Below are 23,118 nucleotides of genomic sequence, written 5' to 3' on the forward strand. Positions count from 1 at the left end.
GGACCGTGGGAGGATGTCATCCATGGAGATTGCCACAAAGCGACTGGTCCTGCGGGAATTCACCGCCGTGGACCTGGACGCCGTCCATGCCTACGCCGCAGACCCGGCGGTGTGCGCCATGGTCGAATGGGGCCCGAACACCCGCGAGGAGACGGCCGCGTTCCTGCGCCAGTGCCGGGAGGAGAAGCTGGCGCGGCCGCGGGTGACCGTGACCCTCGCGGTGACACTCGACTCGGTCGTGATCGGCTCGGTAGCCCTGATGGCCGCCGGATCCGACCTGGTCCGGGGACCGGGCGAGGCAGAGATCGGCTACGTGCTGCGTGCCGATGCCTGGGGACACGGATACGCGGCCGAGGCCGCGGCGGCCGTGCTCGAGCTGGCCCGGAACGCGTGCGGGACGACCCGGGTGCTGGCCACCTGCCGGCCGGAGAACCTCGCCTCGGTCCGGGTGCTGGAAAAGATCGGCATGCACCAGATCGACTACCTGCAGGGTCACAAGTTGATCGAAGGAGAGGCGCGGGACTCGGTGGTGTTCGCGAGCTGAAATCGCGGTCGATGCCCCGGAGGCAACGACGCAAATCGTGGTGCCGGTGTACCGCTTCGGTGCCGGGCATCGCTGGGGCAGGGGATGCACTGCCGGGATTCTTGCGCAGCGGCCCGTGCCCTCGGCTGCCGCCTGACCGCGTCTGAACCGAACGTCACTGCCCGACAGAGCGCCATGGCACCGATCGTGCGCCGCATCTCCGTGATCGCCACGCACGCCGTGAAAGTGAGCTCCGCCCGCATCTCCCATGGTGCCCGGTGCCTTGGGCCCGCCCTTCGACGCCCCTTTTGCGGGGGCCGTAGATGGACCGACCCGCTTGTGGCGTCACCTACCTCACGTTTTTACGGCAAACCGATAGACTTTATATTGAGTGAGGCAATCGTGAGGGGAACCGGGCCGGTAATCGTGCCCATGCGTCGGGGGACATCCACACCGTGGGAGGCCCGGAATCAAGAGTCGCCGCCTTTGCCGCACCTGGATCATGCTCCACCTATTGGCCCGCAAACGACTCACGAAAGAATCCGCATGCTTGCATTCGCAGTGATCGGAGGCTTTGGCCTCCTGCTCCTCATCATGTCCATGACCCTGGGAGAGATTTTCGATCTCTTCGACGGAATCATCTCCACTACAGCGGTCGGGGCAGCAGCCACGCTCTTCGGCGCCGCGGGTGCGATCGTATTGCTCAACGACGGCCCACTGCTGCTGGCCTACCTCGCGGGCTCCCTCCTGGGAGCCATCGGCATCATCGGAGTAGCGCTACTCGCCCGGAAGATGGCCAGCATAACTGATGCACAGCCCCACGAAGTCATCGGCCTTCTGGGCGTCGCCACCACAGACATCAACAACGTCGTTGGAAAGGTTCAGCTGAACCACCCCAATGAAATCAACCAGCGCCTCGCCTTTTCAAGCAGCCCCATCGAGCAGGGCACACCAATTGCCGTCGTGGCCGTTGTTGGAGACCGCATCAGGGTCGCATCCACCTCTGAACTGAACGGAGTTTAACCCATGGACTTTGCCGTAAACGGGACGGTCATCGCCGTCGCAGCAATCCTCGCCGTACTGATCGCACTCGTCTGGTATGCCACCACGCGACTGGTCACTGTCGCCCCCAACCAGGCCATCATCCGCGCCGGCAAGGGTGCCAAGGGCCAGGTCCAGATCTTCACGAAGGGCATTGTGCTCTTCCTGCCGATCATCCACCAGAAATACGTCATGTCCCTCGAACAGCGCCAGGTGGAGCTTGCAGTGGAAGGCGTTGACAAGAACTTCATCACCACCTCGGTGACCGCCAGCCTGAACTTCAAGTTCGACGACTCGGTGGAGGGAATGAGCAAGGCCGTCCAGCGCTTCCTCACGCACTCCAAGGAAGACCTGAACGCCTCGGTGACCAAGTCGGCCGAGGGCGTGCTGCGCGGCATCGTCTCGGCCATGTCGGTGGAGGACGCCAACAACAACCGCAAGGAATTCCAGGACCAGTCCCTGGAATCGGCTGTCACCCAGTTCGCCGAACAGGGGATCCAGATCGACGCGTTCAACATCTCGTCGGTCAGCACCCCCTCGCGCACGGTGATCGGCCCGGACAACAAGCCGACCGTCATCGACTACCTGGAAGAAGTCGGCAAGCCGGGCCTGGAGCGGGCCAAGCGCGAGGCCCGCGTCGCCACCTCAAAGGCCTTCCAGGAATCGGAGGCGGCCCGCATCGAGCAGGAAGGCGCCACCGCCGCCCTGGAACGGGACCTGGCCATCAAGAAGGCCGCGTTCAAGGCCGAGCAGGACCGAGCCGAAGCCATCGCCGAGGCGGCCAAGGGGATCGCCAAGGCGGAGCAGGACGTGACCGTCGCGGAGCTGGAGCGCAAGGCGCTGACCGAACAGGCCCTGGTGGAGCAGGAACGCCTGGACATCGAGGTGCACAAGCCGGCCGACGCCCAGGCCTACAAGATGCGCACCGACGCCGAGGCCAAGCGCGACGCAGACGTGTTCAGCGCCACCGCGCGCGCCAACTCGAAGGCCATCGAGGCGGAGGGCTCCAAGAAGGCGTCCATCGCCGATGCCGAGGCACGTGCCGCCGCCCAGACCGTTGAGGCCGAGGCGTCCAAGAACGCCGAGGTGTTCAGGGCCCAGGGTCTGGCAACGGCGATTGAGCTCAACGCCAAGGCGGAAGCCGACGCCGTGCGCCTGCGTGGCGAAGCCGAGGGTGCCTCGATTGCCGCCATTGGCGAGGCAACCGCCAGGGCGGAGGACGCGAAGGCCGTGGCCCTGACCGGCCACACCCAGTCCTCGCTGGCGTTCCTGGCCATCAGTGCCCTTCCGGACATCGTCAAGGCCAGCTCGGATGCCGTGGCAGGCATCGACAACTACACGGTGATCAGCTCGGACGGAGCCTCGGACGCCGTCAAGCAGGCCAACCGCATCGTCACCGAGGGACTTGCCATGATCAAGGGCAGCACCGAGATCGATGTCGCAGCAATGCTCTCGGGGCTCCTGGGCGGCGCGGGATCAACCCCAGACCAGGCGCCGGCACCGGCGGTGGCCTTGGATGATTCCGTAGCCGAGCGGAACTAACCCACACAATGAAGCACCCCGTTCAAAAATAGGACGGGGTGCTTCACTGTGTGGCGATGCCGCCCGCCCGCTCACCCGCGCGTCGGGTGCGGCAGTGACCGGGCGTCGTCCGCCGGCGGGCCCGAAAGCCCGCCGGCGTCCGCGGCGCTGGCGGCGGTCTAGTTGGAGAGGTAGCCGTTGGGGTCCAGGACGTACTTGGTGGCGGCCCCTGCATCGAACTCCGCATAGCCGCGCGGCGCGTCGGCGAGCGAGATCGCCTGGGCGTTGACGGCCTTGGCGATGTGGATCCGATCGTGCAGGATGGCCATCATCAGCTGCCGGTTGTACTTCATCACCGGGCACTGGCCCATGGTGAAGGACAGGGACTTGGCCCAGCCGGTGCCCAGCGAAAGGGACAGGCTTCCCTTCTTCGCCGCATCGTCGACTGCCCCGGGGTCGCCGGTGACATAGAGCCCCGGGATGCCCAGCGAGCCGCCGGCGACGGTGAGGTCCATGAGCGAGTTCAGCACCGTTGCCGGCGCCTCGCGCGCCTCGGCGCCGTGTCCGTGCCCGCGGGCCTCGAAGCCCACGGCGTCGATGCCGCAGTCGACCTCGCGCACGCCTAGCAGCTGTTCGATCTGGTCCGCTGGGTCCCCGGCGCCGACGTTGATGCCCTCGCAGCCGAAGGAGCGGGCCTGGGCCAGGCGGTCCTCGTTCATGTCGCCCACGATGACCACCGCGGCGCCCAGCAGCTGGGCGGATGCGGCCGCCGCCAGTCCGACGGGCCCGGCACCGGCCACGTAGACGGTGGAGCCGACGGTCACCCCGGCGGTGACCGCCCCGTGGAAGCCGGTGGGCAGGATGTCCGAGAGCATGGTCAGGTCCATGATCTTCTCCAGCGCCTGGTCCCGGTCCGGGAACTTGAGCAGGTTCCAGTCGGCGTAGGGGACCAGCACGTATTCCGCCTGGCCGCCGACCCAGCCGCCCATGTCCACGTAGCCGTAGGCCGAGCCCGGCCGGTCCGGGTTCACGTTCAGGCAGATCCCGGTCTTGGCCTCCTTGCAGTTGCGGCAGCGTCCGCAGGATATGTTAAAGGGGACCGAGACGATGTCGCCGACCTTGATGAATTCTACGTCCGGGCCGGTCTCGATGACCTCGCCGGTGATTTCGTGCCCCAGCACCAGGCCCGGGGGAGCGGTCGTGCGGCCGCGGACCATGTGCTGGTCGGAGCCGCAGATGTTGGTGGCCACGGTGCGCAGGATGACCCCGTGCGGGACCTTCCGGCCCACATTGGCGGCGTTCACCCCGGGGCCGTCCTTGAGCTCGAAGCCCGGGTAGGGGGTGTCGATGACCTCGACGACACCGGGCGACTTGTAGGCGACGGCCTTGTTTTCAGACATGGGCAGCAATACCTTCCGCAGTTTTCGCGTGGCGGACGGGACCCCGGCTACCCGGCGACGGACGGAATGCCCCCGTGCCGGGGATTCCCCGGCGCGGGCGGCAGCACTTCGGTCGTCGCCGGCGGTGGTGCATGGTGCCGCGGTGCCCGGGCCCATCCTTGTCGCCCCAGCCTACGACGCCCCGGCTGACATGGCCATAGTCGCGTGAATGCCCGCCGAAGCGGGCCGATGCGAAAGCGTCGGTGGGCTCGTGGCAGGATTGAAACCATGACGATCACCGCAGCCGCAGACGGATCAGCCCTCGGAAACCCAGGACCGGCAGGATGGGCCTGGTACATCGACGACGAGCACTGGCGTGCCGGCGGGTGGGCCCATGGCACCAACAACATGGGCGAGCTCATGGCGGTCCTGGACCTCTTCCGCTCCACCGCCCACCTGCCCGACGAGGACCTGCACATCCTGTGCGACTCGCAGTACGTGATCAACTCGGTCACCAAGTGGATGCCGGGCTGGAAGAAAAAGGGCTGGAAGAAGTCCGACGGCAAGCCGGTGCTGAACCTGGACCTGCTCCAGGAGATCGACGCCGCCATCAAGGGCCGCAAGTACACCTTCGAGTGGGTCAAGGGCCATGCCGGCCACGAGCTCAACGAGGCCGCCGATGTGCGGGCGCGCGACGCGGCGACCGCCTACCAGGCCGGCAGGGAGCCCGACGCGGGCCCCGGGCTTGAGGGGGCGCCGGGCTCCGGGGAACCTGCCGCCGGCCGCGGGGTCCCGGGGCCCGACGCCCACGACCCGCTGGCCGTAGATGACCTGGACGCCGCAGCGGCACCCATCGCGACGCCGCCGCCGGCCACGATTGCCGCACCCGCAACGACCCCGGCAGCCGGGGAATCCGCGCCGGCGGCCCCGGCCCCGGAGCCGTCCGCCCCGCGCGCCACCGACCCCTCGGAGCGCAGCGCCGCGGACCTGCAGATGGTCTTCGAGCTGGAAAGCGAGCTGCTCTCGCCGGCGGTGCGCGGGGACCTGGACGAGGTCATGGCGTTCCTGCACCCGGAATTCCAGGAGATCAGCCGGGACGGCTCGCTCACCGACCGCTCCACCATCATCGCCGCGCTCACCGGAGGCCATGCACTGCCGGCCGGCGGCGCGCTGCAGGTGCTCGCCGCCACGCCGTGGGGCCAGAACAAGGTGCAGCTGGCGTACCGGCTGCTGGCCGGCGACGACGTGATCCTCTGCTCGTCCTTCTGGCAGCAGGTCGATGACCGCTGGCTGCTGCGCTACCGGCAGGAAACCCCGGCGGCCTAGGCGCTGCGGCGTAACGTTTCGGCGCGCGCAACGGCCCGGCGATGGGTAGTGTTGTGCAGGTGACTACGCAGACGAACACGATCAACGTCATTGACCAGCGCTTCGCCCCGGTGGCCGAGTTGCTGGAATCCTTCGCCGACGCCGACCCGGGCTATTCCGCGCAGCTGGCCATTTACCAGGGCGGCACACTGGTGCTTGATGCCGCCGTGGGGGAGAACAGCGAGCGCGAGTCGATGACCGGGGTGTTCTCCTGCTCCAAGGGCGCCGGAGCGCTGGTCATCTCGTTGCTGGTGCAGCAGGGGTTGCTGGACCTGGAGGCCCCCGTTGCCGTGTACTGGCCGGAGTTCGCCGCGGCGGGCAAGGCGGGGATCACCGTGGCCCAGCTGCTGAGCCACCAGGCGGGGCTGCCCGGCGTCGAGGGCGGGTTCACCCAGGAGGAACTGGTCGACTCCAGGCTGGCAGCGGGCATCATCGCTGCCGCGGCCCCGCTGTGGAATGCCGCCGGAATCCATTCGTACCACGCACTGACCATGGGCGTCTTCATGGAAGAGCTCGCGCGCCGCTGCGCGCAGGAATCCCTGCAGGACATCTTCGAGCGCCGCATCCGCGCCCCGCACGGCATCGACTTCTACCTGGGCCTGCCCGAGGAGCTGGAGCCGCGCTTCCGCCCGGTGCTCAAGGACAATGCAGCCGCGCCGGCCCCGTTCATCGACCCGTTCTCCCCGCTGGGCCTTGCCGTGAACTCCACCGGCGGCTTCGACGGTCCCAAGGGGCCGAGCTTCGACATCCTCGAGGTGCCCAACGTGCGCTCCATCCGCGAGGCCGGCCTGGCCGCCCTGGGCGGGGTTGCCAACGCCCGTGGCCTGGCCAAGCTGTATGCTGCGGCCACCACCGGGTTCGTCGACGAAGCCGGCGACGAGCACGCCCCGTTCCTCACCGCCGAGACCATTGCCGCGGTGAGCCAGGACCGGGTGTACGGGTTGTCCCGGGCCAACGGGAATCCCGGAGCGTTCGCGATCGGCTTCATGAAGGCCCACCCGGACAACGACTTCGGCTCCGCCCGGGCCTTCGGCCACGACGGTGCCAACGCGTCCCTCGGCTACGCCGATCCGGCCTACGGGCTGGCGCTGGGGTACGTCCCGGCGCGCGCGGAGGCCAACGGCACCGGCTCGCGTGGCGGACAGCTCAGCGTGCTGGCCCGCCAGGTGCTGCTTGCCGGCTGATTGCCGGACGCCTGGGCCGGGGGTGCCACGATGCCGGCCCGGGCGGGGAACCGTCCAGGCGTGGCAGAAACCTGACCCGGGCCGCTGCCCCCGCTAGGCTGGAGCGGTGGAATTTGCGAAACGATTTGTGGCATTGGGCGACTCCTTCACCGAGGGCATGGGAGACGTGGATGAGCTGCGCCCCAACCACGTGCGCGGCTGGGCCGACCGCGTGGCCGAAAAACTTTGCGTGGACCCGGAATGGGGGTACGCGAACCTGGCCATCCGCGGCAAGAAGATCGGCCAGGTCGTCGCCGAGCAGCTGCCGGCCGCCCTGGCGTTGAAGCCAACGCTCGTCACCTTGTACATGGGCGGGAACGACATCCTGCGCCCCTCCGTGGACATCGACGACCTGATGGTCAAGTACCGGGATGCGGTGGCGCAATTGGCGGCCACCGGCGCAACCCTGGTGCTCTTCACCGGCTTTGACTCGAGCGGCTCGGCCATCTTCGGGAAGACCCGCGGCCGCACCGCGATCTACAACGAGGCGGTGCGCGAGATAGCCGACGAGTTCGGCGCGGTGATTGCGGACTACTGGCGCTGGCGGGAATTCCGGGACTGGCGCTACTGGGCCACTGACCGCCTGCACATGAATGCCGCCGGGCACATGCTGATGGCGGGCAAGGTGCTCGGCGTGCTGGAACACGAAGCCCACATCGAATTGCCCGAACTCTCGGCGGCCGCGGCCACCTCGCGCCTGCAAAGGCTGCGCGGGGACGCCGCCTGGACCAGGGAATACCTGGCCCCGTGGGTCAAGCGCCGGCTCACCGGTAAGTCCTCGGGGGACGCCCTGACCCCCCGCTATCCCGACTATGTCTCGCTGGGGACGGCGGCGCAGTAGCTCCCCTTCGGCGCCCCGGAGACCGAAAGCGGCAGGATGCTGGCCAAGGCGGGCCGCCTGGTGCTTTGCTGGTGTCCATGGACCAGCAGGAGACAAGGCACGAGGGCGAACCACACGACCAGGGCGTTGCCGAAAGGCTGAACTGGCTGCGGGCCGGGGTGCTTGGAGCCAACGACGGGATCGTTTCGGTGGCGGCGGTGGTGGTCGGCGTTGCCGGAGCCACCACTGCCACGGGTCCGGTCGTGGCCGCCGGTGCCGCCGCGGCGATCGGCGGCGCCATTTCCATGGCGCTGGGGGAGTACGTCTCGGTGTCCAGCTCGGCGGACTCGCAGAAGGCGCTCATTGAAAAGGAGCGCCGGGAACTGGCCGAGATGCCCGAGGAGGAACTGGCGGAATTGGCGAGTCTCTACGAGGCCAAGGGGCTGAGCCGCGCAACGGCTCAGCAGGTTGCCCTGGAATTGACCGAGCACGATGTGCTCAAGGCGCACCTTGATGCCGAGCTGCAGCTCGACGAGGACGAGGTTCTCAATCCGTGGAATGCCGCCATCGCCTCGGGGATCGCCTTCACTGTCGGCGCCGTGTTGCCGTTTGCCACCGCGGTGTTCCTGCCCGTGGGGCTGAGGGTCCCGGTGACCTTTGCGGCGGTGTTGCTCGCGCTGGCGGTGACCGGCGCGCTGGGCGCCCAGCTGGGCGGGGCCCCGGTGCTGCGCCCGACCCTGCGGGTGCTGGTCGGAGGGACGGCGGCGCTCGCCGTCACCTTCGCCATTGGTTCGTGGCTGGGGGTCTCCGGGATTGTCTAGCCGGCCCAGCGGGTCCGTCTGTGGCGCACGAATGACGGAACTGCCGTTGGCAGCTCCGTCATTCGACCATCGGGGTCAGGCGGGCGTGGAGGTTCAGCCCACGACCTTCAGTGCGGTGCCCCAGTTGAAATCGGGCAGCGCGGGGTTGACCTGCATGGCCATGACCAGCAGCTGGAAGCCCTCGAGCTCGCGGGCGTGGTGCAGGCCTCCGACCTCCAACGGGCGCATGCCGGCGGCGGTGACGAAAGCAGCGACCTCGCCGCGGGCGGAGTCGTCGCCGGCAACGAAGACATCCAGCGGGGCGCTGTCGGCGGTGCCGGAGGTGAGTGGTCCGGCGAAGGTGGTGTTGAAGGCCTTCACGACGGTGGCGGAGGTCAGTGCCGAGATTTCCTCGGCGGCCGAGCTGCCTGCAGCGGTGGTCAGCGAGTCAAAGGTTGCGAAGTCCACCGGGTTGGTGATGTCGATCAGGATCTTCGAGTCCAGGGCCGAACCCTGGGCGGCGACGTATTCCTTGGCGGCGTCGAAGGGCAGGGCCAGCACGACGATGCGTCCGGCAGGGGCCTCGGCGGTGTTGCCGCTGGTGACTCCCGCACCGAATTCGGCAGCGAACGTGGCTGCGGTCTCGGTGGTGCGGGCCTGGATCTGCAGGCTCTTGCCGGCGGCGATCGTGCGGGTGGCCAATGCGCGGCCCATATTGCCGGTGCCGATGATGGTGATGTCGATGTGCATGGTGTTCTTCTTTCCGAAGAGTCGAGCGAGGAAGTTCTTCATCTGATCCTCAAATCCTGTTGGTTGAAGCTTCAAGTAATACGTTAGTCCATGTTTGGTTGAAGTGTCAAGTGTTTCTTTGCTGTGGGTTGAAATCCTTTCCGGGTGCGGCCGGCAGTGAGGGGGAATGCGGGTTGGGAATGCCGGTCCGGGCTGGAATGTATCCGACGCTGCCTTGCCGGCGGGGGAGTCGAACCATCGGTCTTGGATCCTGTCCATCGGTGACTGCAGGGGCTAATCTGATCTGAATATCCATGGGACCCCCTGTAGGGCTCCCGATGCGGGAAGGCATGGCGTCATGAGGGAGTCGGGTTCGACAATCCTTGCCCATCGGGACAGGTTGCCTCGGGGCCTGGCCTTCGGGGCAGTTGCCGCGGTGCTGATTGCCGCGGCCGGCTGGAGCGGATACCGCCTGCTGGATCCCGTGGCTGAGCATGGGGTGGGAAACGGGGTTTGCCACAGCACCGGCATTCCTGACGCCTCCCTGGGCATCTACACCACGCCATATATTGTCGTGAAGCCTGGGTGGTCCTTGGACGTGAGATCGGTCAGGCTCGTCGACCCGGTGAACTATGAGCTGGTCGGTGCAGGCGTGCAGGGTGCGACCCGCGGCATCGGCGCGCTGGGGTATCCCGTCGTCGACGACGGCTCACTCGAGGCCGCGGCCTGGTTCGAGCGCGTCGAGCTGCCCGCTCGTCTCGGGAGCGGCCCCGACGAGGCGGTGGTCCTGGCGCTGGTGCCGGTGGACCCGGGAAGCGAATCCTCGGTGCGGGCGATGCGCGTTGAATACCGCAATCGCTGGGGGCTGCCCTATCGGGTTGACGTGGGGCCGCGCTTCGAGGCCATGCCTGATTGCAGTTCCTGGCTCGGCGAAGAGGACTGAATGGACGGGCGCGGGGTGCAAGTTCGACCCTCCGGGACGGCCCGTGACGCGAAAAAGACGGCTTCGCCTGCCCCGGGCGGGTCTGTGTTGTCTGCCTCACGCATCGCCGGTAGGATGGGAGACGTGCCTCGCAGGGGGCACAGCCACTGACATGCGGCGGGAGAGTCCCGTTCAACGTAAGTTGGTCGGGCGCCGTAGGAGCAATTCCTCCCCGGGAAACTCTCAGGCCCCCGTACCGCCGCGAAGAGGCAACTCTGGAAAGTAGCAACAACGCCGTTCGGCGGTGCTGCTCACCGAAGGTGCAAGCGTTCCCCGCCCTCCAAAGGGGCGGTGCGTCGCGGAAACTCTCAGGTCAAAGCAACAGGGTCGGGGAGGAACTTGCAGCTCGTTCGGTGTGTCTACACGCCGATGACCCAATGGAGTTCCCCATGACCGTGACCCCGTCCGCTGAGTTCGTCGCCCGCCATATTGGCCCCCAGGGCAGCGACATTGACACCATGCTTGCCCAGCTTGGCTATTCCTCCCTCGACGAACTCGTCGATACGGCCGTTCCGGCCGACATCCGCCAGTCCGACCCGCTGGAGCTTCCCGCTGCGCGCACCGAAGCCGAGGTCCTGGCGGACCTGCGCGTGCTGGCGAACAAGAACGTGATGAAGACCCAGATGATTGGCCAGGGTTTCTCCGACACCTACACCCCGCCGGTGATCCTGCGCAACGTGCTCGAGGACCCGGCCTGGTACACCGCGTACACGCCGTACCAGCCCGAGATCTCCCAGGGCCGCCTCGAGGCGCTGCTGAACTTCCAGACCATGGTCATGGACCTGACCGCACTGCCGATCGCCAACGCCTCCATGCTTGACGAGGCCTCCGCCGTCGCCGAGGCCGTGCTGCTGATGCGCCGCGCCAACAAGGCCAAGGCCACCGCGAAGACCGTGCTTGACGCCAACCTCTTCCCGCAGACCGTGGCCGTGGTCCAGGGCCGCGCCGACGCGCTGGGCTTCGAGGTCGAGATCGCGGACCTGACCGCTGGCCTGCCCGAAGGCGACATCTCCGGCATCGTGCTGCAGCAGCCGGGCAACAACGGCGCCGTCATCGACCACTCCGGCATCATTGCCGCCGCCAAGGAACGCGGCGCGATGGTCACCGTTGCCGCCGACATCCTGGCGCTGACCATGATCGCCGCCCCGGGCGACCAGGGCGCGGACATCGCCGTGGGCAACACCCAGCGCTTCGGCGTCCCGCTGTTCTTCGGCGGCCCGCACGCGGCCTACATGGCAGTGCGCAACGGCCTGGAGCGTTCGCTGCCCGGCCGCCTGGTCGGCGTGTCCAAGGACAACGCCGGGACCCCGGCCTACCGCCTGGCACTGCAGACCCGCGAGCAGCATATCCGCCGCGAGAAGGCCACCTCCAACATCTGCACCGCCCAGGCGCTGCTGGCCATCACCGCCTCGATGTACGCCGTCTACCACGGACCGGCGGGCCTCAAGCGCATCGCCCAGCGTGCCCACAACCACGCCCGCGCCATCGCCACCGCGCTCTCCGGCTCCGGACTGGGCCTTGCCGCCGAGTCGTTCTTCGACACCGTCCAGGTGACCGTCGAGAACGCCGACGCCGTCATCTCCAAGGCCGAGGACGCGGGCATCAACCTGCGCCGCGTCAACTCCACCACCGTGGGCATCTCCACCGACGAGACCACCACCGCCGCCCACGTGGCAGCCATCGCCGGCGTCTTCGGCATCGAGGGCGAGTCCTTCGCCGCCGAGGGCTTCGAGCTGCCTGCCGCCGTGCAGCGCACCAGCGACTACCTGACGCACCCGATCTTCAACACCATCAAGTCCGAGACCCAGATGCTGCGCTACCTGCGCCGCCTCTCGGACCGCGACCTGGCCCTGGACCGCACCATGATCCCGCTGGGCTCGTGCACCATGAAGCTGAACTCCACCGCCGAGATGGAATCCATCTCCTGGCCGGAATTCGCCTCCATCCACCCGTTCGCCCCGGAACACCAGACCGAGGGCTGGCGCGAACTGATCACCGACCTCGAGGGCCGGCTGACCACCATCACCGGCTATGCGGGCGTCTCCATCCAGCCCAACGCCGGTTCGCAGGGCGAATACGCGGGCCTGCTCGCGATCAGCGCCTACCACCGCTCCAACGGCGAGGACGCGCGCACCGTGTGCCTGATCCCGGCCTCGGCGCACGGCACCAATGCCGCCTCCGCCGTGCTTGCAGGCATGAAGGTCGTCGTGGTCAAGACCGCCGCCGACGGATCCATCGACGCGGCCGACCTTGATGCCAAGATCGAGGCCAACAAGGACACCCTTGCCGCCATCATGATCACCTACCCGTCCACGCACGGCGTCTACGACGCCGATGTGCGCGAGGTCTGCGACAAGGTCCACGCGGCCGGCGGCCAGGTCTACATCGACGGCGCCAACATGAACGCCCTGGTCGGCCTCGCCCAGCCGGGCCAGTTCGGCGGCGACGTCTCGCACCTGAACCTGCACAAGACCTTCTGCATCCCGCACGGCGGCGGCGGACCGGGCGTTGGCCCGATCGGCGTTGCCGAGCACCTGATCCCGTTCCTGCCGGGCGATGCCTCGGGCACCTACTCCACGCGCGACGGCGTGCCGGTGGTTGCCACCATGTTCGGCTCCGCCGGCGTGCTGCCGATCTCCTGGGCCTACATCGCGATGATGGGCGGCGACGGCCTGACCGACGCCACCAAGACCGCGATCCTCTCGGCGAACTACATCGCCAGCCGCCTCAACGAGCACTTCCCGATCCTGTTCACCGGCAACAAGGGCCTTGTCGCACACGAGTGCATCCTTGACCTGCGCGAGCTGACCAGCAAGACCGGCGTCACCGCCGAGGACGTGGCCAAGCGCCTGATCGACTTCGGCTTCCACGCCCCGACCCTGTCCTTCCCGGTCGCCGGCACCCTGATGGTGGAGCCGACCGAGTCCGAGGACCTGGCCGAGATCGAGCGCTTCATCGAGGCCATGGTCGCGATCCGCGGCGAAATGGAGCAGGTGCTCGCCGGGGACTTCGCCATCGAGGACTCCCCGCTGCGCAACGCCCCGCACACCGTGTCGGCAGTGGTCAACACCGCCTGGGACCGCAAGTACACCGTCGAGCAGGCGGCCTTCCCGGTGTCGCACCTGAAGGTGGACAAGTACTTCCCGGCCGTGGGACGCATCGACGGCGCGGGCGGCGACAGGAACCTGATCTGCTCCTGCCCGGCACCCGAAGCCTTCGAAAACTAATTCAGCCACTCATTTTTGAGCCCCACGAAAGGTAGCTTGATGAGCGACCCGAAGAAAACCTCCCTGCATGCCAAGCATGCGGAACTTGGCGCGTCCTTCACCGACTTCGGCGGCTGGGACATGCCGCTGAAGTACGGTTCGGAACTGGCCGAGCACAAGGCCGTGCGCGCCACCGCCGGCCTGTTCGACCTCTCCCACATGGGCGAGGTCTGGGTCGAGGGACCCGATGCCGCAACGTACCTGAACACCGCGCTGGCGGGCAACATGGCGGTCATGAAGATCGGCAAGGCCAAGTACTCGGTGATCTGCAACGAAGACGGCGGCATCATCGACGACCTGATCACCTACCGCCGCGGCGAGGAAAAGTTCCTGGTCGTGCCCAACGCCGGCAACGCCCCGGTGGTTGCCGCGGCCCTGGCCGAGCGCGCCAAGGGCTTCGACGTGACCGTCACTGACGCGTCGGCGGAAACCTCGCTGATCGCCGTGCAGGGCCCGGCCGCCGTGGCCATCCTGCACGAGCTGGTGGCGGAATCCGCCAAGTCGCTCGTCTCCGACATGAGCTACTACGCCGCCGACGAAACCACCGTCGCGGGCGTCGACGTGCTGCTGGCCCGCACCGGCTACACCGGCGAGGACGGCTTCGAGCTGTACGTGCCCAACGAGCTGGCTGCGGAACTCTGGGACGCATTGATGGCCGCCGGCGCCAGCCACGGGTTGGTCCCCGCCGGCCTGGCATGCCGCGACTCGCTGCGCCTGGAAGCGGGCATGCCGCTGTACGGCAACGAGCTTTCCCTTGAGGGAAACCCGTTCGAGGCCAACCTCGGCCCGATCGTGTCCTTCAAGAAGGAAGAGGACTTCGTGGGCCGCAAGGCACTGGAGGCCATCAAGGCCGAAGGCGCCAAGCGGACCCTGGTGGGCCTGAAGGGTCTGGGACGTCGCGCCGGCCGCGGCGGCTACCCGGTGTCCGTCGACGGCGCGCAGATCGGCGCCGTCACCTCCGGCCAGCCTTCGCCGACCCTGGGCTACCCGGTGGCCCTGGCCTACGTGGCCCCGGAGTTCGCCGAGGTCGGCACGAAGGTCGATGTTGACCTGCGTGGCAAGCCCGAGGCATTCGAAGTCGTCGCACTGCCGTTCTACACCCGAGCCAAGTAACGTTGTCGGTGGCGGGCGCGACGCGTCCCGCCACCGATCAACCGGCTTAACTTCTTTACCCACATTCTTTGAGAGGAAACACCCCCATGAGCAAGGTTCTCGCATCCCTTCGTTACTCGGCCGAGCACGAATGGGTCGACGCCTCGACCCCGACCAAGGTCGGCATCTCCCAGGTTGCGGCAGACGCCCTGGGCGACGTCGTGTACGTTGACCTGCCCGAGGTTGGCGACACCGTCACCGCAGGCGAGACCTGTGGCGAAGTCGAGTCGACCAAGTCGGTCTCCGACCTGTACGCCCCGGTCACCGGCACCATCGTCGAGGTCAACCAGGAGGCCATCGACAACCCGGCCATCCTGAACGAGGACCCGTACGGCGCCGGCTGGCTGTTCACCGTTGAGGTCACCGAGGAGGGCCCGCTGCTCTCGGCAGCAGACTACGCCTCCGCAAACGGCGGCGACGTAGCGTGACCGCAGTGTTCGAATCCCTTGCCCCTGCGTCGCTGACGCAGGACATCGGGACCCTGGATCCGGAGATTGCGGAGCGCATCGACGCGGAGCTGGCGCGCCAGCAGCGCGGGCTGGAGATGATCGCCTCGGAGAACCACACGGCGCTGGCCGTGATGCAGGCGCAGGGCTCGGTGCTGACCAACAAGTACGCCGAGGGCTACCCGGGCAAGCGCTACTACGGCGGCTGCGAGGAGGTCGACGTCGTGGAGACCCTGGCCCTGGAGCGGGTCAAGGCGCTGTTCGGCGCGGCGTTCGCGAACGTGCAGCCGCACTCCGGCGCGCAGGCCAACGCCTCGGTGATGCACGCGCTGATCCGCCCGGGCGACACCATCATGGGCCTGAACCTGGCCCACGGCGGGCACCTGACCCACGGCATGAAGATCAACTTCTCCGGCCGCCTCTACAACATCGTCCCCTACGGGGTCGAGGAGGACACCCTGGTGGTGGACATGGACAAGGTCGAGGCCCTGGCCATCGAGCATAAGCCGAAGATGATCGTCGCCGGCTGGTCCGCCTACCCGCGCCAGCTGGACTTCGCCCGTTTCCGCGAGATCGCCGACAAGGTCGGGGCGTACCTGTTCGTGGACATGGCGCACTTCGCCGGCCTGGTGGCCGCGGGGCTGCACCCCTCCCCGGTGCCGCACGCCCACGTCGTCTCCTCCACCACGCACAAGACCCTGGCCGGCCCGCGCGGCGGGATCATCCTGACCAACGACGCGGACATCGCCAAGAAGGTCAACTCCGCGGTGTTCCCCGGCCAGCAGGGCGGCCCGCTGGAGCACGTGATCGCGGGCAAGGCCGTGGCGTTCAAGATCGCCGCGACGCCCGAGTTCAAGGAGCGCCAGGAACGCACCCTGGCCGGGGCCCGGATCCTGGCCGAGCGCCTCACCGCACCGGACGTCGCGGCGGCGGGCATCAGCGTGCTCACCGGCGGCACCGACGTGCACCTGGTCCTGGTGGACTTGCGGAACTCCCAGCTGGACGGCCAGCAGGGCGAGGACCTGCTGGCGAAGGTGGAGATCACGGTGAACCGCAACGCGGTCCCCTTCGACCCGCGCCCGCCGATGGTCACCAGCGGCTTGCGCATCGGCACCCCGGCCCTGGCCACCCGCGGCTTCTCCGAGGCCGCCTTCGTGGAGGTCGCGGACATCATCGCCGAAACCCTCATCGCGGGCACGCAGGCCGGGAACGAGGCAACGCTCGCGGCCCTGAAGGACCGCGTGCACGCCCTGGCCAACGCCCACCCGCTGTACCCGGAACTGGCCAAACTGGTCTAGTCCCGGACTCCTTGCATGACGCCGCGAGCCCGGGACCAGAACGGTCCCGGGCTCGCGGTCTTTGCACCGCATGCCGTGTTGCACGTCACACGCCTCGTGTTTCCGCCGTCCACCATCGAGAACTCCCGCAGCAGTACCTACGAAGGAAGCTTGTTCAATGGCTATCAGTGTTTTTGATCTTTTCACCGTCGGCATTGGGCCATCGTCGTCACACACGGTGGGACCCATGCGCGCCGCCCATGCCTTTGCCGCAAAGCTGGTGCGCGAGGAAAAACTCGTGCAGACCGCTTCGCTGCGTGTAGATGTCTACGGGTCGCTTGCCGCCACCGGCCGCGGCCACGGAACCTTCACCGCGATCATGCTGGGCCTCGAGGGCTACGAGCCCGAGGCTATCCTGCCCGCCGAGGTCGATACGCGACTTGACGACATGGCGGCGACCGGCAAGCTGCAATTGTGCAAGGCGCTGGGGGAGGGCAAGGAAATCGACTACAAGGTCGAGGACATGATCCAGCACCCGCTCACGGTGCTGCCGCGGCACACCAACGGCATGAAGATGGCTGCCTTGGATGCCGAAGGCAACGTCCTGGCCGAGGACACCTACTATTCGGTGGGCGGTGGCTTCATCGTGCGCGAGGGTGCCGAGGAAAAGCTTGCAGCCAACCTCGAGGAGGCGCTCAACGCGCAGCCCTACCCCTTCACCACCGCGGCAAAGCTGCTGGAGCACTGCGCCACCTCGGGCCTGTCCATTGCCGGGGTCATGGCCGCCAACGAAGAGGTCTACCGCTCCAAGGAGGAAATCCGGGAGGGCCTGCTGCACATCTGGCAGGTCATGGAGGACTGCAAGGATTCGGCGCTGGAACGCGAGGGCGTGCTGCCCGGCGGGCTGAAGGTCCGCCGCCGCGCTCCCGAATGGCACAAGCGCCTGGCCAAGGAAGACAAGGACCGCGACCCGGTGTACTGGCAGGAATGGGTCAACCTGGTGGCGCTTGCCGTCAACGAGGAAAACGCCTCCGGCGGGCGCGTGGTCACCGCGCCGACCAACGGCGCGGCGGGCATCATTCCCGCCGTGATGTTCTACGCGACCCACTATGCGCCCGGGGCCCAGTACTGGAACCAGGAGGAGCGCGAGGACGTGATCGTCCGGTTCATGCTCACCGCCGCCGCGATCGGCGTGCTCTACAAGGAGCAGGCCTCGATCTCCGGCGCCGAGGTCGGCTGCCAGGGCGAGGTCGGTTCCGCGTCCTCCATGGCCGCCGGCGGACTGGCCGAGATCCTCGGCGGCACCGTTGACCAGGTGGAAAACGCCGCGGAGATCGCCATGGAGCACAACCTGGGGCTGACCTGCGACCCCATCGGCGGGCTCGTGCAGATCCCGTGCATCGAACGCAACGCCATCGCCGCTTCCAAGGCCATCAATGCGGCCAAGATGGCGCTGATGGGAGACGGCCAGCACCACGTCACGCTGGACGAGGTCATCATCACCATGCGCGAGACCGGCAAGGACATGAGCGACAAGTACAAGGAAACCGCGATGGGCGGGCTGGCCGTGAACGTGATCGAGTGCTAGGGGCGTAGTCCCGCCACGGGGCCGCGGCGCCGGGGATGGTTTCGGGCTGGTAGCCTTCGAAGCATGCTTGAGATCCGACCATTCACCGGCGCCGACGCCGCAGCAGCACTTGACGCGCGCGCCGAGCTGGACGCCGACGACTTCGACTTCCTGCTCGGCTACTCGGCCCGCCGGGGATTCGAGTCCTACCTCGAACAGCTGGCTGCCCACGAGCAGGGCCTTGGCCTGCCGCCCGGGTGGGTCCGGTCCGCACTCTGGGGAGCCTTCGAGGACGGCACACTGGTGGGCAGGACCTGCATCCGGTTCGAACTCAACGAACACCTGCTCGCGGTCGGCGGGCACATCGGCTACGCCGTCCGCCCTGGGCACCGCAGGCGCGGCCACGCCACCGGCATCCTGCGCCTCTCGCTGGCCCAATTGGCGCAACGCAACATCGACTCGGCGCTGGTGACCTGCAGGGACGACAATGTCGGCTCGGCCCGCACCATCGAGGCCAACGGGGGAGTGCTGGAGAACCTCGTCGAGGCCAGCGACGGGCCCACCCGGAGATACTGGGTTCCCACCCGCGCGACGCCGCGTCGCTGAGCGCCCGCACTGCCCGGGGGCGGAGACCCGGATTGGCCGAACACCTCGAGCGTGGCCTAGCATGGGACAAGCGCCCGGACCCGGTGCGGCCACGCCACGGCGCTGCCCGCCAGGGGATGTCCCGGCCCCAACACGGATGGAGGTGACCGCACGCATGGAAGACGGACCTAGTCGATCTACCGCGCCGCGCGGGCAACACCTCTGTGCCCGGGATTTCCCCACCATCCAGCCATGACCATCCTTTCCCCCGCCAGGTGCCAAGCACTGGGTCGGTGAAGTCAGGATAAGACCCGCCCGGCGCCTCGCGCCGGGAATGGACCCGCTTCGAGGGGTCCAGGCTCCACGTCCATGGGGATTTCCCGTAACGGCCCTTCAGGTGCTGCGCGGCTGCTGTTTCACACACTGCCCCAGCCCACAACACCCACTGCAAAAACGCGCCTCCGGGACCCGGAAGCGTGATGCAGGCGTGGGTGTCCACCGGAGGGAACCGGACCATGATCAAGACCCCCGCGAGCTCGTTCGATATCAGCTCGGAGCAACTGGCCAAGGCGCTGGCCGCCAACGACATAGCCGCAACGTCAAGGGTTTTCCATCCCCTGGGGACCACCGAAACCCTAGAGCAACTCGAGCGACTGAACACCATTGACAGGGCCCTGGCCTACCGCACGCTCCCCAAGGACCGTGCCCTGGAGGTCTTCGAGCGCCTTGATGCCTCGCTCCAGGCCGACTTGGTGTCCGGCCTGCAGGAAAAGGATGTCGCGGAGGTCTTTGCCTCCCTGAGCCCCGATGACCGGGTGGCCCTGCTCGACGAGCTGCCTGCCGCGGTCGCGAACCGGCTGATCCTGGGCCTGAACGCGAAGGAACGTGCGCTGACCGGCACGGTGCTGGGCTACCCGCAGGGCGCTGTCGGACGCTACATGAGCCCGGAGTTCGTTACCACCCGTCCCGGGCTCGGCGCGGGGGAGACCCTGGCGCGGGTGCGCGCCCTGCTCGACGAGGCCGAGAGCGTCTACACCATCCTCGTCACCGACGCGGGCCGCCGCCTGGTGGGAGTGGTGTCGCTGCGCGATGTGCTGCGGGCCGAACCCGAGGCGCCGATCGAGGGGCTCATGAAGAAGCCCATATCCGTGGCGGCTTCGCTCGATGCCGAGGAGGCCGCCCGCTACTGTGCCGACGCGAAGGTCCTGGTGCTGCCGGTGGTCGACGACGAGGAGCGCCTCGTGGGGATCCTGACGGTGGACGACGCACTGGGAATCCTGGAGGAGGCCGAGTCCGAGGACGCCGCCCGCTCCGGCGGCACCGAGCCGCTGCGCCGTCCCTACCTGGCGACGCCGGTGCGCTCGATCGTCCGGGCCCGCGTGGTCTGGCTGCTGGTGCTGGCCCTCGGTGCGACCCTGACCGTCCAGGTCATCGGGGCGTTCGAGGCGACCCTCGAGGCGCAGGTGGTGCTCTCGCTGTTCATCCCGTTGCTCATCGGCACGGGCGGGAACACCGGAAACCAGGCGGCCACCACCATCACCCGCGCCCTGGCGCTGGGGGATGTTCGCCCGCGGGATGTGCTCAAGGTATTCGTGAGGGAGGTGCGGGTCGGCGCGCTGCTGGGATTGCTGCTGGGGGCGCTCGGCTTCTCGATCGCGGCGCTGGCCTTCAGCGTGCCCCTTGGCCTGGTCATTGGGCTGACGCTGCTGGGGGTGTGCACCATGGCAGCGAGCGTCGGCGGGCTGATGCCGCTGCTGGGCAAGGCGGTGCGCGCGGATCCGGCAGTTTTCTCCAACCCCTTCATTTCCACGTTCGTCGATGCGGCGGGGCTGGTCATCTACTTCCTGGTCGCCACCGCCATCCTGGGTCTGTAGACACGGGCGGCCAACCGGCGTTCGACGTGCGGCTTAAGGCACCCGTCCCGACGGTCCCCCGCAGGGCAAGGATCGCACCATCGTACCTAATGAAATCGCTTTTGAGCAGACCCTTTCGGCGGGGTCTGTTCCGGTGCTACGGTGAGCAGACGGATCGAATCGGCACGCGGGATCCCCGCGTGGGAAGGAGCTCCCCCATGGCATCACGCGCAGGTTCCACAGGAATCGACGCCTCGCTTTACCGTCGAGAGGGCCAATGGTGTACAGCTCTCGTCGACGTTTCGCTAGGAACAACCGCGGCACAGGAAGCGGTTGATGCACTCCCTGAACACGTAGGAAAACTGCTCGGATCGCAACAGGCGTCGGAGGCGGACATTGGCGCCCTGACGGCGGCCCTGCTGCCGGCCGAGGGGCACGCGGCCCCCGTTGCCCGCTTTGTGGCGGTGAACAACGGCGAAGTCGTTGTCGACGAGATCATCGATGGGCTGAAGGTCGAGTCTGCGGACGTCGACTGCGGACCCTTCCCCAACCTGGTGGCCTTGGCACGGGCCCGCGGCGGGCAATTTCCCTACCTGGTCGCCGAAGCCGGCCGCGACGGCGGCGAGGTGCGGCTCTACCACTCCGCGGTCCAGGGTGTCGAGGACCGCCGCGGCGTCACCGGGGACCCGGACGAGGCGCACCACGCACGCAAGGTCCCGGGGCGCTACGACGAACCGAAGAACCAGTCCTCGACCGAGGAAATCTGGCGGCGCAACGCCGACGACCTGGCCAAGCAGATCGACGAGCTCGCCCGCGAAAACTACGTGAAGCTCATTGTGCTGGCCGGGGACGTCAAGGCCCGCGAACTGGTGGCCAGCAAGCTCGCACCGGCCCACCGGCCGATCACCAGCATCCTCGAACAGCACACGCGCACCGGAGGTGCGGACCAGGCGGCGTTTGCCGCCGCCGTGCAGGAGCAGATCGACGAGGTCCTGGGCAGGGACGTGCAGGATCTCTCCGACCGGGTGGCAAACCGCAGTGGAAACGGCCGGACGGAACTGGCCCTGGGCTTCGACGAAGTCGTCGCGGCACTGCAGCAGGCACAGGCCGAAACGGTGCTGGTGGGCCAGTACCAGGACGATGAGACGCTCATTGCCCTGGACGCGGACCCGTGGCTCTGCGGCGAGGACTCGGAGGAACACTCCGACTCGGTGATCGGCTCCTGGCCGGCGCCGGAGGTGCTCTTGCGGGCCACGGCGCTGACGGACGCCGCCATCCGCTACGTGCCCGAGGGCGTGCTGCCCGACGGCGTGGGCATCGCCGCATTGCTGCGGTGGCCCAAGACCACGGATGCGGGCGACTGAGGGCAAGAGAAGAGGACATGAAAGGGCCCGGCGGCCGTCGAACCGGAGATCGGTTCGACGGCCGCCGGGCCTTGTGGCGCCTGCGGGTCCCGGCTACTTGGCCACGGACTCCATGGCCTGGATGTTGGAACCCATCCACGAGACGAAGTCGGTGTTCTCCGGCAGGGTCTCGGTGAAGTCGACGACCGGGACCTTCGCACCCTCGGCCTGCTTGCGGATGCGTTCGGTCTGCGGGCTCTCAGTCTGGGTGTTGTAGGCCAGGACGTCGATGTCCCCGGCCTCGAAGCGCTTGCCCATCTCGTTGAACGCCTGGGGGGAGACCTCGCCGCCGCCCTCGATGGATTCGCTCAGGCCCTCCGGGGTGGCATCTACCATGCCCATGTCGGTGAGCAGGTGGAAGGGGACCGGCTCGGTCATGGCGAACTTCTTGCCGTCCAGTGCGCCGTGCAGCTTCTCGACCCGGGCCTCGAGTCCCTTCAGGTCGCTGGTCAGTGCCGCGGCATTTTCGGTGAAGACTGCGGCCGACTCGGGCTTCAGGGTGCCCAGGCGCTTCGCGATCTCGTCGGTGAGCATGCGCATGGATTCAAGGTCGTACCAGATGTGCTCGTTGAAGGCGCCGTGGGCGTGGCCCTCATGCCCCTCGGCCTCTGCGGTTTCGTCGGCGTGCTCGTCGTGTGCCGCATGCTCCTCTGCGGTTTCGTCGGCGTGCTCGTCGTGTGCCGCATGCTCCTCGGCGGTTTCGCCGGCGTGTTCGTCGTGGGCTGTCGCTTCGTCAGCGTGTTCGTCGGCTGCGCCTTCCTCGCCTTCCGCGATCGGCGAGGTGTCCACGGCGTTGACGAGGGTGGCGTCCGAAAGCTTCAAGTCCTTGGCCAGGACGTCCATGAACGCGTCGTATCCGCCGCCATTGGCCACGACCAGCTGCGCCTTGGACAATGCCAGCTTGTCTCGCGACGTGGCCTCGTAGGAATGCGGGTCCTGCGACACGGAATTGATGACGGGGGTTGCCTCCACCTCGTCGCCGCCGATCCGGCTCACCAGGTCGGCGTAGACGGTGGTGCTGGTGACCACCTGCAACCTGTCCTGCCCGGCGGGGACCGATTCCTGGCTTGCGGCGTTTCCGCCGCAGGCCGCCAAGGCGAGGGTGCCGGCGAGGGCCAGGGGGACAAGGCGAAGAGTTCGACGATTCATGGGTGAAGCGATCCTTTGGGGACATGTGGCGAGTGCG

19 protein-coding genes and 1 riboswitch are annotated in these 23,118 nt (G+C 67.7%); of the genes, 16 read left to right on the top strand and 3 right to left on the bottom strand.

Annotation, left to right across the window (positions count from 1 at the left end; translation table 11 throughout):
- The first annotated feature begins 22 nt into the window (after positions 1-22).
- From KRR55_RS15480 to KRR55_RS15490, 3 genes are all read left to right on the top strand, one after another.
- Complete coding sequence (locus tag KRR55_RS15480; RefSeq protein ID WP_217390023.1) at positions 23-544, top strand: GNAT family N-acetyltransferase; 522 nt, start codon at positions 23-25, stop codon at positions 542-544.
- Positions 545-1,069: 525 nt separating this feature from the next.
- Positions 1,070-1,546: a hypothetical protein gene (locus tag KRR55_RS15485; protein ID WP_217390024.1), complete on the top strand. Its 477-nt coding sequence runs from the start codon at positions 1,070-1,072 to the stop codon at positions 1,544-1,546.
- Positions 1,547-1,549: 3 nt separating this feature from the next.
- Complete coding sequence (locus KRR55_RS15490) at positions 1,550-3,106, top strand: SPFH domain-containing protein (protein WP_217390025.1); 1,557 nt, start codon at positions 1,550-1,552, stop codon at positions 3,104-3,106.
- Positions 3,107-3,264: 158 nt separating this feature from the next.
- On the opposite strand, the gene fdhA is transcribed toward KRR55_RS15490, so the two are convergent.
- Entirely contained in the window at positions 3,265-4,485 is a 1,221-nt protein-coding gene (gene fdhA / locus KRR55_RS15495; protein WP_217390026.1) for a formaldehyde dehydrogenase, glutathione-independent, read from the bottom strand.
- A 267-nt stretch (positions 4,486-4,752) separates the two neighbouring features.
- Between fdhA and KRR55_RS15500 the strand changes: the two genes are divergently transcribed.
- From KRR55_RS15500 to KRR55_RS15515, 4 genes are all read left to right on the top strand, one after another.
- Positions 4,753-5,790 (top strand): RNase H family protein, encoded by a 1,038-nt coding sequence (locus KRR55_RS15500; protein ID WP_217390027.1) that lies wholly within the window; start codon positions 4,753-4,755, stop codon positions 5,788-5,790.
- Between the two features lie 59 nt (positions 5,791-5,849).
- Entirely contained in the window at positions 5,850-7,013 is a 1,164-nt protein-coding gene (locus KRR55_RS15505; RefSeq protein WP_336245139.1) for a serine hydrolase domain-containing protein, read from the top strand.
- A gap of 106 nt (positions 7,014-7,119) precedes the next feature.
- Complete coding sequence (locus KRR55_RS15510) at positions 7,120-7,893, top strand: SGNH/GDSL hydrolase family protein (RefSeq protein WP_217390029.1); 774 nt, start codon at positions 7,120-7,122, stop codon at positions 7,891-7,893.
- 77 nt (positions 7,894-7,970) lie between these two features.
- Positions 7,971-8,693, top strand: coding sequence for a VIT1/CCC1 transporter family protein (locus KRR55_RS15515; RefSeq protein WP_217390030.1), 723 nt, complete (start codon positions 7,971-7,973; stop codon positions 8,691-8,693).
- Positions 8,694-8,786: 93 nt separating this feature from the next.
- On the opposite strand, the gene KRR55_RS15520 is transcribed toward KRR55_RS15515, so the two are convergent.
- Positions 8,787-9,464 (bottom strand): NADPH-dependent F420 reductase, encoded by a 678-nt coding sequence (locus KRR55_RS15520; RefSeq protein ID WP_254456287.1) that lies wholly within the window; start codon positions 9,462-9,464, stop codon positions 8,787-8,789.
- A 295-nt stretch (positions 9,465-9,759) separates the two neighbouring features.
- On the opposite strand from KRR55_RS15520, the gene KRR55_RS15525 reads away from it, so the two are divergent.
- The 9 genes from KRR55_RS15525 to KRR55_RS15565 all read left to right on the top strand — a co-directional run bounded on the left by KRR55_RS15525 (position 9,760) and on the right by KRR55_RS15565 (position 21,893).
- Positions 9,760-10,344 (top strand): hypothetical protein, encoded by a 585-nt coding sequence (locus KRR55_RS15525; protein WP_217390031.1) that lies wholly within the window; start codon positions 9,760-9,762, stop codon positions 10,342-10,344.
- Between the two features lie 147 nt (positions 10,345-10,491).
- Positions 10,492-10,592: riboswitch (glycine riboswitch) on the top strand.
- Positions 10,593-10,772: 180 nt separating this feature from the next.
- On the top strand, positions 10,773-13,610 hold the full coding sequence (gcvP, locus tag KRR55_RS15530; RefSeq protein ID WP_217390032.1) for an aminomethyl-transferring glycine dehydrogenase: 2,838 nt from the start codon (positions 10,773-10,775) through the stop codon (positions 13,608-13,610).
- 39 nt (positions 13,611-13,649) lie between these two features.
- Positions 13,650-14,762, top strand: coding sequence for a glycine cleavage system aminomethyltransferase GcvT (gene gcvT / locus KRR55_RS15535; RefSeq protein WP_217390033.1), 1,113 nt, complete (start codon positions 13,650-13,652; stop codon positions 14,760-14,762).
- Positions 14,763-14,848: 86 nt separating this feature from the next.
- Positions 14,849-15,229: a glycine cleavage system protein GcvH gene (gene gcvH / locus KRR55_RS15540; protein WP_217390034.1), complete on the top strand. Its 381-nt coding sequence runs from the start codon at positions 14,849-14,851 to the stop codon at positions 15,227-15,229.
- On the top strand, positions 15,226-16,545 hold the full coding sequence (gene glyA / locus KRR55_RS15545) for a serine hydroxymethyltransferase (protein WP_336245140.1): 1,320 nt from the start codon (positions 15,226-15,228) through the stop codon (positions 16,543-16,545). Before gcvH ends, glyA begins: the two co-directional genes overlap by 4 nt.
- A gap of 157 nt (positions 16,546-16,702) precedes the next feature.
- A complete protein-coding gene (locus KRR55_RS15550; protein ID WP_217390035.1) occupies positions 16,703-18,112 on the top strand; it encodes an L-serine ammonia-lyase in 1,410 nt (469 codons plus the stop codon).
- 63 nt (positions 18,113-18,175) lie between these two features.
- Positions 18,176-18,697, top strand: coding sequence for a GNAT family N-acetyltransferase (locus tag KRR55_RS15555; RefSeq protein WP_217390036.1), 522 nt, complete (start codon positions 18,176-18,178; stop codon positions 18,695-18,697).
- Positions 18,698-19,191: 494 nt separating this feature from the next.
- Entirely contained in the window at positions 19,192-20,550 is a 1,359-nt protein-coding gene (mgtE, locus tag KRR55_RS15560; protein WP_217390037.1) for a magnesium transporter, read from the top strand.
- Positions 20,551-20,747: 197 nt separating this feature from the next.
- Entirely contained in the window at positions 20,748-21,893 is a 1,146-nt protein-coding gene (locus tag KRR55_RS15565; protein WP_217390038.1) for a baeRF2 domain-containing protein, read from the top strand.
- A 93-nt stretch (positions 21,894-21,986) separates the two neighbouring features.
- Here the strand turns inward: KRR55_RS15565 and KRR55_RS15570 are convergent, their stop codons facing one another.
- Positions 21,987-23,081: a metal ABC transporter solute-binding protein, Zn/Mn family gene (locus KRR55_RS15570; RefSeq protein ID WP_217390039.1), complete on the bottom strand. Its 1,095-nt coding sequence runs from the start codon at positions 23,079-23,081 to the stop codon at positions 21,987-21,989.
- Positions 23,082-23,118: the final 37 nt, after the last annotated feature.

The organism is Paeniglutamicibacter quisquiliarum, assembly GCF_019084045.1.
In the GTDB taxonomy this organism is placed as follows: domain Bacteria; phylum Actinomycetota; class Actinomycetes; order Actinomycetales; family Micrococcaceae; genus Paeniglutamicibacter; species Paeniglutamicibacter quisquiliarum.

Coding starts and splice junctions, on each gene's coding strand:
- KRR55_RS15480 (WP_217390023.1), top strand. CDS start 23: ATGGAGATTGCCACAAAGCGACTGGTCCTGCGGGAATTCACCGCCGTG.
- KRR55_RS15485 (WP_217390024.1), top strand. CDS start 1,070: ATGCTTGCATTCGCAGTGATCGGAGGCTTTGGCCTCCTGCTCCTCATC.
- KRR55_RS15490 (WP_217390025.1), top strand. CDS start 1,550: ATGGACTTTGCCGTAAACGGGACGGTCATCGCCGTCGCAGCAATCCTC.
- fdhA (WP_217390026.1), bottom strand. CDS start 4,485: ATGTCTGAAAACAAGGCCGTCGCCTACAAGTCGCCCGGTGTCGTCGAG.
- KRR55_RS15500 (WP_217390027.1), top strand. CDS start 4,753: ATGACGATCACCGCAGCCGCAGACGGATCAGCCCTCGGAAACCCAGGA.
- KRR55_RS15515 (WP_217390030.1), top strand. CDS start 7,971: ATGGACCAGCAGGAGACAAGGCACGAGGGCGAACCACACGACCAGGGC.
- KRR55_RS15520 (WP_254456287.1), bottom strand. CDS start 9,464: ATGAAGAACTTCCTCGCTCGACTCTTCGGAAAGAAGAACACCATGCAC.
- KRR55_RS15525 (WP_217390031.1), top strand. CDS start 9,760: ATGAGGGAGTCGGGTTCGACAATCCTTGCCCATCGGGACAGGTTGCCT.
- gcvP (WP_217390032.1), top strand. CDS start 10,773: ATGACCGTGACCCCGTCCGCTGAGTTCGTCGCCCGCCATATTGGCCCC.
- gcvT (WP_217390033.1), top strand. CDS start 13,650: ATGAGCGACCCGAAGAAAACCTCCCTGCATGCCAAGCATGCGGAACTT.
- gcvH (WP_217390034.1), top strand. CDS start 14,849: ATGAGCAAGGTTCTCGCATCCCTTCGTTACTCGGCCGAGCACGAATGG.
- KRR55_RS15550 (WP_217390035.1), top strand. CDS start 16,703: ATGGCTATCAGTGTTTTTGATCTTTTCACCGTCGGCATTGGGCCATCG.
- KRR55_RS15555 (WP_217390036.1), top strand. CDS start 18,176: ATGCTTGAGATCCGACCATTCACCGGCGCCGACGCCGCAGCAGCACTT.
- mgtE (WP_217390037.1), top strand. CDS start 19,192: ATGATCAAGACCCCCGCGAGCTCGTTCGATATCAGCTCGGAGCAACTG.
- KRR55_RS15565 (WP_217390038.1), top strand. CDS start 20,748: ATGGCATCACGCGCAGGTTCCACAGGAATCGACGCCTCGCTTTACCGT.
- KRR55_RS15570 (WP_217390039.1), bottom strand. CDS start 23,081: ATGAATCGTCGAACTCTTCGCCTTGTCCCCCTGGCCCTCGCCGGCACC.